This window comes from Streptomyces africanus (assembly GCF_030816955.1).
GTDB lineage: Bacteria > Actinomycetota > Actinomycetes > Streptomycetales > Streptomycetaceae > Streptomyces > Streptomyces africanus.
Window position 1 is genome coordinate 2,249,894 of the sequence record NZ_JAUSYP010000001.1, and the last position, 13,057, is coordinate 2,262,950.

The 13,057-nt window shown below is 70.8% G+C and carries 13 protein-coding genes; 6 read left to right on the forward strand and 7 right to left on the reverse strand.

Translation table 11 applies throughout. From position 1 onward, the window contains the following. Positions 1–2 precede the first annotated feature (2 nt). From QF034_RS10495 to QF034_RS10505, 3 genes are all read left to right on the forward strand, one after another. On the forward strand, positions 3–800 hold the full coding sequence (locus tag QF034_RS10495) for a thiazole synthase (RefSeq protein WP_307174681.1): 798 nt from the start codon (positions 3–5) through the stop codon (positions 798–800). Positions 801–991: 191 nt separating this feature from the next. Next, positions 992–2,929 (forward strand): Stk1 family PASTA domain-containing Ser/Thr kinase, encoded by a 1,938-nt coding sequence (gene pknB, locus QF034_RS10500; protein ID WP_307174682.1) that lies wholly within the window; start codon positions 992–994, stop codon positions 2,927–2,929. 59 nt (positions 2,930–2,988) lie between these two features. After that, a complete protein-coding gene (locus QF034_RS10505) occupies positions 2,989–3,867 on the forward strand; it encodes a deoxyribonuclease IV (protein WP_307174683.1) in 879 nt (292 codons plus the stop codon). A 40-nt stretch (positions 3,868–3,907) separates the two neighbouring features. Here the strand turns inward: QF034_RS10505 and QF034_RS10510 are convergent, their stop codons facing one another. After that, entirely contained in the window at positions 3,908–4,558 is a 651-nt protein-coding gene (locus QF034_RS10510) for a sulfite oxidase-like oxidoreductase (RefSeq protein WP_086565089.1), read from the reverse strand. 176 nt (positions 4,559–4,734) lie between these two features. On the opposite strand from QF034_RS10510, the gene bfr reads away from it, so the two are divergent. Beyond that, the gene (gene bfr / locus QF034_RS10515) at positions 4,735–5,211 is read left to right on the forward strand and encodes a bacterioferritin (protein ID WP_086565088.1); all 477 of its coding nucleotides are present in this window, start codon (positions 4,735–4,737) and stop codon (positions 5,209–5,211) included. A 16-nt stretch (positions 5,212–5,227) separates the two neighbouring features. On the opposite strand, the gene QF034_RS10520 is transcribed toward bfr, so the two are convergent. Both QF034_RS10520 and QF034_RS10525 read right to left on the reverse strand, forming a co-directional pair. Then, positions 5,228–5,461 (reverse strand): (2Fe-2S)-binding protein, encoded by a 234-nt coding sequence (locus QF034_RS10520; protein ID WP_307174684.1) that lies wholly within the window; start codon positions 5,459–5,461, stop codon positions 5,228–5,230. 148 nt (positions 5,462–5,609) lie between these two features. Beyond that, positions 5,610–6,962, reverse strand: coding sequence for a class II 3-deoxy-7-phosphoheptulonate synthase (locus tag QF034_RS10525; protein ID WP_307174685.1), 1,353 nt, complete (start codon positions 6,960–6,962; stop codon positions 5,610–5,612). Positions 6,963–7,058: 96 nt separating this feature from the next. On the opposite strand from QF034_RS10525, the gene QF034_RS41440 reads away from it, so the two are divergent. Then, positions 7,059–7,115 carry a trp operon leader peptide gene (locus QF034_RS41440; RefSeq protein ID WP_082319877.1) on the forward strand — a complete coding sequence of 19 codons (57 nt, stop codon included), beginning with the start codon at positions 7,059–7,061 and terminating at the stop codon, positions 7,113–7,115. Positions 7,116–7,225: 110 nt separating this feature from the next. Continuing rightward, positions 7,226–9,091, forward strand: coding sequence for an anthranilate synthase family protein (locus QF034_RS10530; protein ID WP_307174686.1), 1,866 nt, complete (start codon positions 7,226–7,228; stop codon positions 9,089–9,091). 52 nt (positions 9,092–9,143) lie between these two features. Here QF034_RS10530 and QF034_RS10535 read toward each other — a convergent pair whose 3' ends face one another. From QF034_RS10535 to QF034_RS10550, 4 genes are read right to left on the reverse strand one after another with little or no spacing between them, the layout of a single operon-like run. Then, the gene (locus QF034_RS10535; RefSeq protein WP_307174687.1) at positions 9,144–10,172 is read right to left on the reverse strand and encodes a 6-phosphofructokinase; all 1,029 of its coding nucleotides are present in this window, start codon (positions 10,170–10,172) and stop codon (positions 9,144–9,146) included. 52 nt (positions 10,173–10,224) lie between these two features. Then, positions 10,225–10,914, reverse strand: coding sequence for a response regulator (locus QF034_RS10540; protein ID WP_086565422.1), 690 nt, complete (start codon positions 10,912–10,914; stop codon positions 10,225–10,227). Further along, on the reverse strand, positions 10,911–12,137 hold the full coding sequence (gene macS, locus QF034_RS10545) for a MacS family sensor histidine kinase (RefSeq protein ID WP_307174688.1): 1,227 nt from the start codon (positions 12,135–12,137) through the stop codon (positions 10,911–10,913). The genes QF034_RS10540 and macS overlap by 4 nt, the downstream gene beginning before the upstream one ends. Before the next feature lie 58 nt (positions 12,138–12,195). After that, the gene (locus QF034_RS10550) at positions 12,196–12,972 is read right to left on the reverse strand and encodes a lysophospholipid acyltransferase family protein (protein WP_307174689.1); all 777 of its coding nucleotides are present in this window, start codon (positions 12,970–12,972) and stop codon (positions 12,196–12,198) included. Between the last annotated feature and the right edge of the window lie 85 nt (positions 12,973–13,057).

The window sequence follows — 13,057 nt, forward strand, 5'->3', positions numbered from 1 at the left end:
TCATGGCCGACGATCCTTTTGTCCTCGGTGGCACGTCCTTCACGTCCCGCTTGATCATGGGTACGGGCGGGGCGCCCAGCCTCGATGTGCTGGAGCGGTCGCTGGTCGCGTCCGGGACGGAGCTGACGACGGTCGCGATGCGCCGGGTGAACGCCTCGGTGCACGGCTCGGTGCTGTCCGTCCTCGACAAGCTGGGCATCCGCGTCCTGCCCAACACGGCGGGCTGCTTCACCGCCGGTGAGGCCGTCCTCACGGCCCGTCTCGCGCGCGAGGCCCTCGGCACGGACCTGGTCAAGCTGGAGGTCATCGCCGACGAGCGGACCCTGCTGCCGGATCCGATCGAGCTGCTGGAGGCGGCCGAGACGCTGGTCGACGACGGGTTCACGGTGCTGCCGTACACCAATGACGACCCCGTGCTGGCGCGGAAGCTGGAGGACGTCGGCTGCGCGGCGATCATGCCGCTGGGCTCGCCGATCGGCTCCGGGCTGGGCATCCGCAATCCGCACAACTTCCAGCTGATCGTCGAGCACGCGCGTGTGCCGGTGATTCTGGACGCGGGGGCCGGTACGGCGTCGGACGCGGCGTTGGCGATGGAGCTGGGGTGTGCGGGTGTGATGCTCGCCTCGGCGGTGACGCGGGCGCAGGAGCCGGTGCTGATGGCTGACGCGATGCGGCATGCGGTGGAGGCGGGACGGTTGGCTTATCGGGCGGGGCGTATTCCTCGGCGGCATTTCGCGGAGGCGTCTTCGCCGGGTGAGGGCATGGCCGTGCTGGATCCGGAGCGGCCTGCTTTTCAGTGACCCGGCTTTGTTGCCGAGGCCGGGGCGTTTCGCAGCCCGGCGGAGCGGGGTGCCGCTGCGCCCACCCGTACCGCCTCTAGCGGCACGACTGCCCGCAGCTTGGTGGGACGCACGTCACAGGTCCGCTTCAGTCGCGCTCCGAAACTGACGGGGGGACGGAGCTGTCAGTCGTGGCTCGTACACTCGCCTGCGTGGACACGACCCTTCAGGACCCCTTGGTCGGGCAGGTGCTCGACGGCCGGTATCGCGTTGACGCGCGGATCGCGGTCGGCGGGATGGCCACGGTCTACCGGGCCGTGGACACCCGGCTCGACCGGGTCCTCGCGCTCAAGGTGATGCACCCCTCGCTCGCCGTCGACGGCTCGTTCGTCGAGCGGTTCATCCGCGAGGCGAAGTCGGTGGCCCGGCTGGCGCACCCGAACGTGGTGCAGGTGTTCGACCAGGGCACCGACGGCAGTTACGTCTACCTCGCCATGGAGTACGTCGCGGGCTGCACCCTGCGGGACGTGCTGCGCGAGCGCGGGGCCCTGCAGCCGCATGCCGCCCTGGACATCCTGGAGCCCGTGCTGGCAGCGCTGGGCGCCGCGCACCGCGCCGGGTTCGTGCACCGGGACATGAAGCCCGAGAACGTCCTGATAGGGGACGACGGCCGGGTCAAGGTCGCCGACTTCGGCCTCGTACGGGCCGTCGACACGGTGACGAACACCACCGGCACCGTCCTCGGCACGGTCTCGTACCTCGCCCCCGAGCAGATAGAGAACGGCACCGCCGACCCGCGCGTCGACGTGTACGCGTGCGGCGTGATGCTCTACGAGATGCTCACGGGCGACAAGCCGCACGACGGGGACTCCCCGGCCGTGATCCTCTACAAGCATCTGCACGAGGACGTCCCGCCGCCCTCGGCCGCCGTGCCCGGTCTGGCGTACGAGCTGGACGAGATGGTGGCCTCGGCGACCGCCCGCACCCCGGACATCCGCCCGCACGACGCGGTGGCGCTGCTCGCGCAGGTCCGTGACGGGCGCGGCCGGCTGACGGCGGAGCAGCTGGACGCGGTGCCGCCGCAGGCGCTCGCGGCGGACCACGTCAACGCCGACGACCGTACGAGCGTGATCCCCCGCGCGCCGGCCATGCCTCGCCCGCTGCCCGTCAACGAGGACGAGGAGGTGGGCTCCGCGGCCGCGCTCAACCGCACCAGCCGCTTCGAGTCCCCGCCGCCCCCGCCGTCCCGGCGCCGCTCGGGGCCCAGGCGCGGCCCGATGGCGATCGTGGCCGCCGTCCTGCTCGTGCTCGGACTCGGCGCCGGCATCTGGTACATCAACTCGGGCCAGTTCACCGAGGTCCCCCCGCTGCTGGCGAAGACGCAGGCGCAGGCCGAGGACCGGCTGGCGGACGCCGGGCTGGAGCTCGGCAAGGTGGAACACGCCTACAGCGACACCGTGGAGCGCGGCACGGTCATCAGCAGCGACCCGAAGGCCGGGACACGCATCCGCGGCAACGACTCGGTGTCCGTCACCATCTCCGACGGCCCCCGGAACGTGCGGGTGCCCGCCCTGGAGGGGCAGCGGCTGGACAAGGCACGGTCGCTGCTGAAGGAGGACGGGCTGGAGCCGGGCATGGTCACCCGGGAGTTCAGCGAGGACGTGCCCAGGGGCTCGGTGATCTCCGCACGGCCGGCGGACGGCACGAAGGTGCGCGCGGGCTCGGCGGTCGCGCTCGTCGTCAGCAAGGGCAGCCCCATCGACATCCCCGACGTCACCGGTGACGACCTGGCCGACGCCAGGGCCGAGCTGACGGACGCCGGTCTCAAGGTGAAGGTCGCCACCGAGCGGGTCACCTCCTCCGAGTTCGACAAGGGCCAGATCGCCCGGCAGAGCCCGAACCCCGGCGGCCGGGCGGCCGAGGGCGACACGGTGACGCTGACGGTGTCCAAGGGCCCCGAGATGATCGAGGTCCCGGACGTGGTCGGCGACAGCGTCGACGACGCCACGCGGGAGCTGAAGAGCGCCGGCTTCCAGGTCGACGAGGACCGCGGACTGCTCGGCCTGTTCGGCGACACGGTGAAGGACCAGTCCGTGAAGGGCGGGGAGACCGCGCCCAAGGGCTCGACGATCACGATCAAGATCAGGTGACGGATGCGGGCGGGGAGCCCGTGGACGGGGCGGGGCCGGACGCATGACACCCTGAACGGGTGAACCATCAGCTGTCCGGCCCCTCCCGCAACCCCGTGGGCGGCCACGTCCCCGTGGCCGGTGGCCTCCACTCCGTCGGCCTGACCTACGCCCGTGATCTGAAGGCCGAGACCGTCCAGGTCTTCGTCGCCAACCCGCGCGGCTGGGCCACTCCGGCCGGTAACCCGAAGCAGGACGAGGCGTTCCGCGCCGCGTGCGAGGCCGAGTCGATCCCGGCGTACGTGCACGCCCCCTACCTGATCAACTTCGGCTCGCACACCGAGGCGACCGTGGAGCGGTCGGTGGAGTCGCTGCGGCACTCGCTGCGCCGCGGACGCGAGATCGGGGCGCTGGGCGTGGTGGTGCACACCGGCAGCGCGACCGGCGGCCGTGAGCGGTCGGTGGCGCTGAAGCAGGTCCGGGAGCATCTGCTGCCGCTGCTCGACGAGCTGACCCACGACGACGACCCGTGCCTGCTGCTGGAGTCGACCGCCGGCCAGGGCGCCTCCCTGTGCTCACGGACCTGGGACTTCGGCCCGTACTTCGAGGCGCTGGACGCGCATCCCAAGCTGGGCGTGTGCCTGGACACCTGCCACATCTTCGCCGCGGGGCACGACCTGACCGGCCCCAGCGGCATGCACCAGACGCTGGACCTGCTGGTGGACACGGTCGGCGCGGGCCGGCTGAAGCTGATCCACGCCAACGACTCCAAGGACGTGGTGGGCGCGCACAAGGACCGGCACGAGAACATCGGCGTCGGCCACATCGGCGAGGACCCGTTCCGGGCCCTGATGACACACCCCGCGACCGAGGGCGTGCCGCTGATCATCGAGACGCCGGGCGGCAAGGAGGGGCACGCGGCGGACGTGGAGCGGCTGAAGAAGCTGCGCGACTGCTGAAAGACCGCACAGACACCGCAGGCGCCAGAGCCTGGAAGGCTCAGAGGTCGGGGCCGTCCCCCGGCTCCTCCTGGTACGAGTAGCGCTGCTCCTGCCATGGATCGCCGATGTTGTGGTAGCCGCGCTCCTCCCAGAAGCCGCGCCGGTCGGCGGTCATGTACTCCACACCGCGCACCCACTTGGGGCCCTTCCAGGCGTACAGGTGGGGCACGATCAGGCGCAGCGGGAAGCCGTGCTCGGCGGTGAGCAGCTCGCCGTCCTTGTGGGTGGCGAACAGGACGTGCTCGGAGGCGAAGTCGGACAGCCGGAGGTTGGAGCTGAATCCGTACTCGGCCCACACCATCACATGGGTGACGTCGTCCGCGGGCGGCGCGATGTCGAGGATCGTGCGCGCGGGGACACCGCCCCACTCGGCGCCCAGCATGCTGAACTTCGTGACGCAGTGCAGATCGGCCACGACGGTGGTGTACGGCAGGGCCGTGAACTCCTCGTGGGTCCAGCAGTGCTTGCCGCCGTCGGCCGTGGCGCCGAAGACCCTGAACTCCCAGCGCTCGGGCCGGAACTTGGGGACGGGGCCGTAGTGCGTGACCGGCCAGCCGCGCTGCATCCGCTGTCCCGGCGGCAGCCCGGGCTGCGTCGCTCCTGCCGGATCGCGCCCTTCTCCCGATTCGTGTCCCACCGGCTGACCCATGACTCCATCCTGACAGACCCCCGGTGATGCCCCTGACCGGGGCAACACCAAAACAGGGCAATGAGAACTAAGCATGCCCTTACTTACTAAGTGAAGACTTACTGGACGATCTTCGTCGCCGGTGGAATCATGCGGCGCAACCTGCCAGTTCCCCCCGCGCGGAAGGAGCCTCTGCGATGCAGGGCGACCCCGAGGTTCTCGAATTCCTGAACGAGCAGTTGACCGGCGAGCTGACGGCGATCAACCAGTACTGGCTGCACTACCGGATCCAGGACAACAAGGGCTGGACCAAACTCGCCAAGTACACGCGTGAAGAATCCATCGACGAGATGAAACACGCGGACAAGATCACCGAACGCATCCTCATGCTGGACGGCCTGCCCAACTACCAGCGGCTCTTCCATGTCCGGGTCGGTCAGACGGTCACCGAGATGTTCCAGGCGGACCGGCAGGTCGAGGTCGAGGCGATCGACCGCCTCAGGCGCGGTATCGAGGTGATGCGCAGCAAGGGCGACATCACGTCCGCGAACCTCTTCGAGTCGATCCTCGAGGACGAGGAGCACCACATCGACTACCTGGACACGCAGCTGGAGCTCATCGACAAGATCGGCGAGGCGCTGTACATCGCGCAGCAGATCGAGCAGCCGAGCTAGCCGGATCCATGCGGCTCTAGGCGGCGTCTTCCAGTTCCGCGAGCACCGGCTCACCCCGGTCCGCCCGCTCACGCCGAGGACACGAACCCCTGCCGAGGAGCGCCTGGATGCGGCGTACGCACGACCCGCAGTCCGTGCCCGCCTTGCAGGCGGACGCGATCTGCCGAGGGGTGCAAGCGCCACCGTCCGCGTGCTGCTTGACCTGCTGCTCGGTGATCCCGAAGCAACTGCACACGTACACGCGGTCCACCTCCCGACAGGTCGTTCCAAGGCGCCGTCCCCGTTGATCGGTGAGGCTAACCTAACCTTACCCGCCGGGTGGGAGGCACAAAAGCCGAGAGGGGCGCGGATCGTATGTGATCCGCGCCCCAGTCGATGTCGGGTAACAGGCGAACCCGTTACTGGTCCCTGTACATCTCGGCGACGAGGAACGCCAGGTCCAGCGACTGGCTGCGGTTGAGCCGCGGGTCGCAGGCCGTCTCGTAGCGCTGGTGCAGGTCGTCGACGAAGATCTCGTCGCCGCCGCCCACGCACTCGGTGACGTCGTCGCCGGTCAGCTCCACGTGGATGCCGCCCGGGTGGGTGCCGAGCGCCTTGTGGACCTCGAAGAAGCCCTTGACCTCGTCGAGCACGTCGTCGAAGCGGCGGGTCTTGTGCCCGGAGGCCGCCTCGAAGGTGTTGCCGTGCATCGGGTCGGTGACCCAGGCGACGGTGGCGCCCGAGGCGGTGACCTTCTCGACCAGCTCGGGAAGCTTGTCGCGGACCTTGTCGGCGCCCATGCGGACGATGAAGGTCAGTCGGCCCGGCTGCCGCTCCGGGTCGAGGCGCTCGATGTACTGCAGCGCGTCCTCGGCCGTGGTCGTCGGACCCAGCTTGATGCCGATCGGGTTGCGGATCTTCGAGGCGAACTCGATGTGCGCGTGGTCCAGCTGCCGGGTGCGCTCGCCGATCCACACCATGTGCGCGGAGACGTCGTACAGCTGCCCGGTGCGCGAGTCGATCCGGGTCAGGGCGGACTCGTAGTCGAGCAGCAGCGCCTCGTGCGAGGAGTAGAACTCGACGGTCTTGAACTCCTCCGGGTCGGCCCCGCAGGCGTGCATGAAGTTCAGCGCGTTGTCGATCTCGCGCGCCAGCTGCTCGTAGCGCTGCCCCGACGGGGACGACTTCACGAAGTCCTGGTTCCAGGCGTGCACCTGGCGCAGGTCGGCGTAGCCGCCGGTGGTGAAGGCGCGCACCAGGTTCAGCGTGGAGGCCGAGGCGTGGTACATCCGCTTCAGCCGCTCGGGGTCCGGGATGCGGGCCTCTTCGGTGAAGTCGAAGCCGTTGACGGAGTCGCCCCGGTACGTCGGCAGCGTCACGCCGTCGCGGGTCTCGGTCGGCTTGGAGCGCGGCTTGGAGTACTGGCCGGCGATACGGCCGACCTTCACGACCGGCACGGAGGCGGCGTACGTCAGCACGGCGCCCATCTGGAGCAGCGTCTTGAGCTTGTTGCGGATGTGGTCCGCGGACACCGCGTCGAAGGCCTCGGCGCAGTCGCCGCCCTGGAGGAGGAACGCCTCTCCCTTGGCGACGGCCGCCATCCGGGCGCGCAGCTGGTCGCACTCGCCCGCGAAGACGAGCGGCGGATACGACTCGAGGTCCGCAACGACTGCGCGCAGAGCCTCGGTGTCGGGGTACTCGGGCTGCTGCGCCGCGGGCAGGTCTCGCCAGGTGTTGCCAGCACTCGTGCTGGTCTTAGCGTTCACGGTCACGGCCTCAACATTACGGGGTCGTGTCGGGCGTCCCGGCCCATGCCCAGCAATTGAGACACGGGGTACACGACTCGGACATGGGGTAGGGTGCTTGCCATGTTCGCGCACTCGATCCAGACCTGGTGGTGGACCGCTCATCCGGCGGCCCACTGACTGCGCGTACGACAGACTTCGCGAAGGCCGCCCGAGGGCGGCCTTCGGTGTTTCCGGGGTCCGCTCCTCACCGACATCGATCGCCGTCGATCGACAGCCACGGAGGAACCATGGACCTGACACAGCTGCTGCACGAGCCCCGCCCCTTCGCCCTGCTCCGCCGCCGCACCCCGGGCCACGACCACGACCTGATCGAGGTCCTCATCGGCCCGGTCACCACCTACGACCGCCTCGCCGACCTCCCCGACGAGGGCCTGGCGCTCGTCCCCTTCCGGCAGATCCGCGAGCGCGGCTTCGACGTCCGTGACGACGGCACGCCGCTGTCGGTGCTGACCCCCGTGGAGTCCTACGACGTCCCGCTCGCCGACGCCCTGGAACAGCTCCCGGCGCACGACGTGCGGGTCGAGGGCGGCGGCTTCGACGTCGGTGACGAGGAGTACGCGGAGATCGTCGGGCGCGTGCTGCGGGAGGAGATCGGGCGGGGCGAGGGCGCGAACTTCGTCATCCGGCGGACGTACGAGGGGGAGATCCCCGGGTTCGGCCGGGCCGACGCGCTGGCACTGTTCCGGCGGCTGCTGGAGGGCGAGCGGGGCGCGTACTGGACGTTCGTCGTGCACACCGGGGACCGGACGCTGGTGGGGGCGAGCCCGGAAGTGCACGTCAGGATGTCCGGCGGCACGGTCGTCATGAACCCGATCAGCGGGACGTACCGCTATCCCGCCGAGGGGCCGACGCCCGAGCACCTGCTGGACTTCCTCGCCGACGGCAAGGAGATCGAGGAGCTGTCGATGGTCGTCGACGAGGAGCTCAAGATGATGTGCACCGTCGGCGACATGGGCGGCGTCGTCGTCGGGCCCCGGCTGAAGGAGATGGCGCACCTCGCGCACACCGAGTACGAGCTGCGCGGCAAGTCCTCGCTGGACGCGCGCGAGGTCCTGAAGGAGACCATGTTCGCGGCGACCGTCACGGGCTCGCCGGTGCAGAACGCCTGCCGGGTCATCGAGCGGCACGAGGTCGGCGGGCGCGGGTACTACGCCGGTGCGCTGGCCCTCCTCGGACGGGATTCGGGCGGGGCCCAGACCCTGGACTCCCCCATCCTCATCCGCACGGCCGACATCGGTGCCGGCGGCCGGCTGCGGGTGCCGGTGGGCGCCACGCTCGTGCGCGGATCCGACCCGGCGGGCGAGGTCGCGGAGACGCACGCGAAGGCGGCCGGCGTGCTGACGGCGCTGGGCGTACGCCCGGGCCGGCCGCGCGAGGAGTCCGTACGGCCGCGACTGGCCGACGATCCGCGCGTGCGGGCCGCGCTCGACGGGCGCCGGGCCTCGCTCGCGCCGTTCTGGCTGCGGATGCAGGAGCCGTCCGAGGAGGTCACGGGACACGCCCTGGTCGTCGACGGCGAGGACACCTTCACGGCGATGCTCGCGCATGTGCTGCGGACGGGCGGGCTGGAGGTGACCGTCCGGCGGTACGACGAGGACGGACTCCGCGAGGCGGTGCTCGCGCACGAGGGCCCGGTCGTGCTCGGCCCGGGCCCCGGTGACCCTTCCGATCTCACCGATCCCAAGATGCGCCTCCTGCGCAACCTCGCCTCCGAGGTCATCCGTGATCACCCGCACGGCGTGCTCGGCGTCTGCCTCGGGCACGAGCTGATCGCGGCCGAGCTGGGGCTGGAGATCGTACGCAAGGAAGTGCCGTACCAGGGGGCGCAGACGACGATCGACCTGTTCGGGCGGCCGGAGACGGTCGGTTTCTACAACAGTTTCGTGGCGCGCTGCGACGAAGGGGCCCGTCAGGAGCTGGCCGCGCACGGCGTGCAGGTCAGCCGCGCGGCGAACGGGGAGGTGCACGCGCTGCGGGGGCCGGGATTCGCGGGAGTGCAGTTCCACCCGGAGTCGGTGCTCACGCTGGGCGGCGCGGCGGTCGTGCGGGACCTGGTGGGACAGCTGCGGGGCACGAGCGCGCCCTCGGTGTAGCACAGGTGCCGGTCGGGGCCGCGCGGTTCCGACCGGCACCTGGCACGGGCGGTCAGCCGAAGAACACCCCGACCTCCTCGTAGAGCGTCGGGTCCACCGTCTTCAGACGGGCCGTCGCGTCCGCGAGGGGGACGCGGACGATGTCCGTGCCGCGCAGGGCGACCATCGTGCCGAAGTCGCCGTCGCGGACGCAGTCGATGGCGTGCAGGCCGAAGCGGGTGGCGAGCCAGCGGTCGAAGGCGCTGGGGGTGCCGCCGCGCTGGACGTGGCCCAGGACCGTCGTGCGGGCCTCCTTGCCCGTGCGCTTCTCGATCTCCTTGGCGAGCCACTCGCCGACACCGGACAGACGGACGTGCCCGAAGGAGTCCAGCGACTGGTCCTTGAGGACCATGTCGCCGTCCTTGGGCATGGCTCCCTCGGCGACGACGACGATCGGCGCGTACGACGCCCGGAAGCGGGACGTCACCCAGGCGCACACCTGCTCGACGTCGAAGCGCTGCTCGGGGATGAGGATGACGTTCGCCCCGCCGGCGAGGCCCGAGTGCAGGGCGATCCAGCCGGCGTGCCGGCCCATCACCTCGCAGACCAGGACCCGCATGTGGGACTCGGCGGTGGTGTGCAGCCGGTCGATGGCCTCCGTCGCGATGCCGACCGCGGTGTCGAAGCCGAAGGTGTAGTCCGTGGCGGACAGGTCGTTGTCTATCGTCTTCGGCACGCCCACGCAGGGCACGCCGTGCTCGTCGGACAGCCGGGCGGCCACGCCCAGGGTGTCCTCGCCGCCGATGGCGATGAGCGCCTCGACCTCCAGCCCGGCGAGGTTCTCCTTGATCCGGCGGATGCCGTTCCGCTCCTTCAGCGGGTTGGTCCGCGAGGAGCCGAGGATGGTGCCGCCGCGGGGCAGGATGCCGCGCACGGCGGGGATGTCGAGACGGACGGTGTCGCCTTCCAGTGGACCGCGCCAGCCGTCCCGGAAGCCGGTGAAGTCATAGCCGTACTCCTGCACGCCCTTGCGGACGATGGCCCGGATGACGGCGTTGAGCCCGGGGCAGTCGCCGCCTCCGGTCAGTACTCCGACCCGCATGGAATGTCCCTTCGCAGCAGGTGCCTGACGAAGGGTCAGTGTGGCGTGCGTCTCACTCGTCGTCGAGTCCGCGCTCTATCGCATATCTGACCAGCTCCACGCGGTTGTGCAGCTGGAGCTTGCCGAGGGTGTTCTGGACGTGGTTCTGCACCGTGCGGTGGGAGATGACCAGGCGTTCGGCGATCTGCTTGTAGCTCAGGCCCTTGGCGACAAGGCGCAGTACCTCGGTCTCGCGGTCGGTGAGGCGGGGCGCCTTCGGCTCGTCGGTGTCGGGGGCGGGGGCGGGTTCGGAGGCCAGGCGGCGGTACTCGCCGAGGACCAGCCCGGCGAGGCCGGGGGTGAAGACGGGGTCGCCGACGGCCGTGCGGCGGACCGCGTCCTGGAGTTCCTCGGTGGAGGCCGACTTCAGCAGATAGCCGGTCGCGCCGGACTTCACGGCCTCCAGGACGTCGGCGTGCTCACCGCTCGCGGACAGCACCAGGACGCGCAGCGCGGGGTTCGCGGCGACGACCTCCTTGCAGACCTGGACGCCGGGCTTGCCGGGCAGGTTCAGGTCGAGCACCAGGACCTCGGGTGCGGCGGCCTTGGCGCGGCGCACGGCCTGCTCGCCGTCGCCCGCGGTGGCGACGACCTCGAAGCCCGACTCGGCCAGGTCACGGGCGACCGCGTCGCGCCACATGGGGTGGTCGTCGACCACCATGACCTTGATCGGCTCCCGCCGGTCCGCAGTGGTCTCCGTCATCGCTGCTCCGCCTTCCCCCGTACGGTCGTCAGGTCCTTCGGTACCTTCAGTTCGACCTCCGTGCCCTGGCCTGGCACCGAGATCAGCTCCGCGCTGCCGCCGAGGTCGCGCAGCCGTCCGCGGATCGACAGGGCGACGCCGAGCCGCCCCTCGCCCTCGGCCTGGGCGAGCCGCCCTTCCGGGATGCCGGGTCCGTCGTCCCGTACGGTGACGATCACCTCGTCCGGCTCGTCCTCGACGAGGATCCACGCGCGCGCCTCTTCTCCGGCGTGCCTGCGGACGTTGTCCAGGGCCGCGCCGACCGCGGCGGCCACCTCCCGGGCGGCGGCCGGCGCCAGCGGCACGGGCGCGCCGGGCTCGGCGAGGCTGACCTTGGCGCCGGCGTACGGCGCGAGCAGGGCGCGCAGGTCGACGGGGCCGCTCTTCTCCGGCTGCTCGTCGACGGCCCGGACGACGGCTCCCTCGGCGGCGTCCTCCGAGATCCGGGAGACGGGCACGAGTCCGCCGGAGACCAGGGTGCGCAGCGCGACCTCCTGCTCACCGGCCATCCGGCCGAGCTCGGCCGCCTCGCCGCCGATCACCGCGCCGCGCCGCTGCACCATCGCCAGCACCTGGAGCACGCTGTCGTGGATGTCCCGGGCGAGGCGCTCCCGTTCCCTCGTCGCGGCCTCGATCTCCAGGGCGCGGGCGAGGGTGCGCTCGGAGGCGCGGGCGACCTCGACGACGTAGCCGATGGCGATGGAGGCGATGCAGACGAGGATGACGTTGTGGACGGTGTCGCGGGCCGGGCTGCCGCGCTCGACCAGGTTGGCGGCGGCCACGAGCGTGGAGGCGAGGGCCGCCCAGCGCCAGCCGCCCTTGACGGCGAAGGCCAGGACGGAACCGGCGGTCCATATCGACGGCAGCGTCGGGCCTCCCGCCTGGACCCGCTCGTGCGCGTCGGCGACGGGCGTGAGCAGGATGCCGGCGACGGCGATGGTGAGGTCGGCGGTGAGGAACCGCTTGGTGCAGCGGGCGGCGTTCGCGACCCGGGGCAGGGTGGCCAGGGTCCACACGGCCAGTACGGCGTAGTAGGCGACGGCGATCCAGGGCCGGGCGAACTCCTCGTAGGCGGTGGCGAACAGGCCGACCGCGTACAGCATCGTCAGCACCCGGTAGGCGGTCAGCGCACGCCACAGCGGCTGCTCGACCGACATCCTCATGACCCGCTCGCGCTCGGCCATCTCCCCCACCCCCGGAACGCGCCCCCGACCAGGGCTCCGTCCGCCTCTTCTGCGGCTCTTACCGCTCCGGCTTTTCCTGGTCCGCCTGTTCCTTCTCCGCCTGTTCCTTCTCCGCCCGGGCGAGCGCGGCCTTCGCCGCCTTCTCGGCTTCCTTCTCCGCCTTCGCCGCCTCCGCGAGCTGCCGCTTCATGGCCGTCGCGTACATGTCGACGTATTCCTGGCCGGAGAGCTTCATGATCTCGTACATGACCTCGTCGGTCACCGCGCGCAGCACGAACCGGTCGTGCTCCATGCCCTGGTAGCGGCTGAAGTCCAGGGGCTTGCCGATCCGGATGCCGGGGCGCATCAGCTTCGGCATGACCTTCCCGGGCGGCTGGATCTTCTCCGTGTCGATCATGGCTACGGGGATGACGGGCGCGCCGGTCGCCAGCGCCACGCGCGCGAGGCCGCCCGGCTTGCCGCGGTAGAGCCGCCCGTCGGGCGAACGCGTCCCCTCCGGGTAGATGCCGAACAGCTCGCCGCGCTCCAGCACCTCGATGCCGCTCTTGATGGCGGCCTCACCCGCGCCGCGCGCACCGGAGCGGTCCACGGGCAGCTGGCCGACTCCCTTGAAGAAGGCGGCCGTCAGCCGGCCCTTCACCCCGGGCGTGGTGAAGTACTCGGCCTTCGCGATGAACGTGACCTTGCGGTCCAGGACCGCGGGCAGGAAGAACGAGTCCGAGAAGGACAGGTGGTTGCTCGCCAGAATCGCGGGGCCCTCGGCGGGAACGTTCTCCAGGCCTTCCACCCAGGGCCTGAAGGCGACCTTCAGCGGCCCCCCAACAGCGACCTTCATCGCGCCGTACAACAACCGAGTGCCTCCTGTAGGTATCGATCAGACCTTAACCCGGCGCGCCGTCAAAGGCGCCGACGGCCCTGGT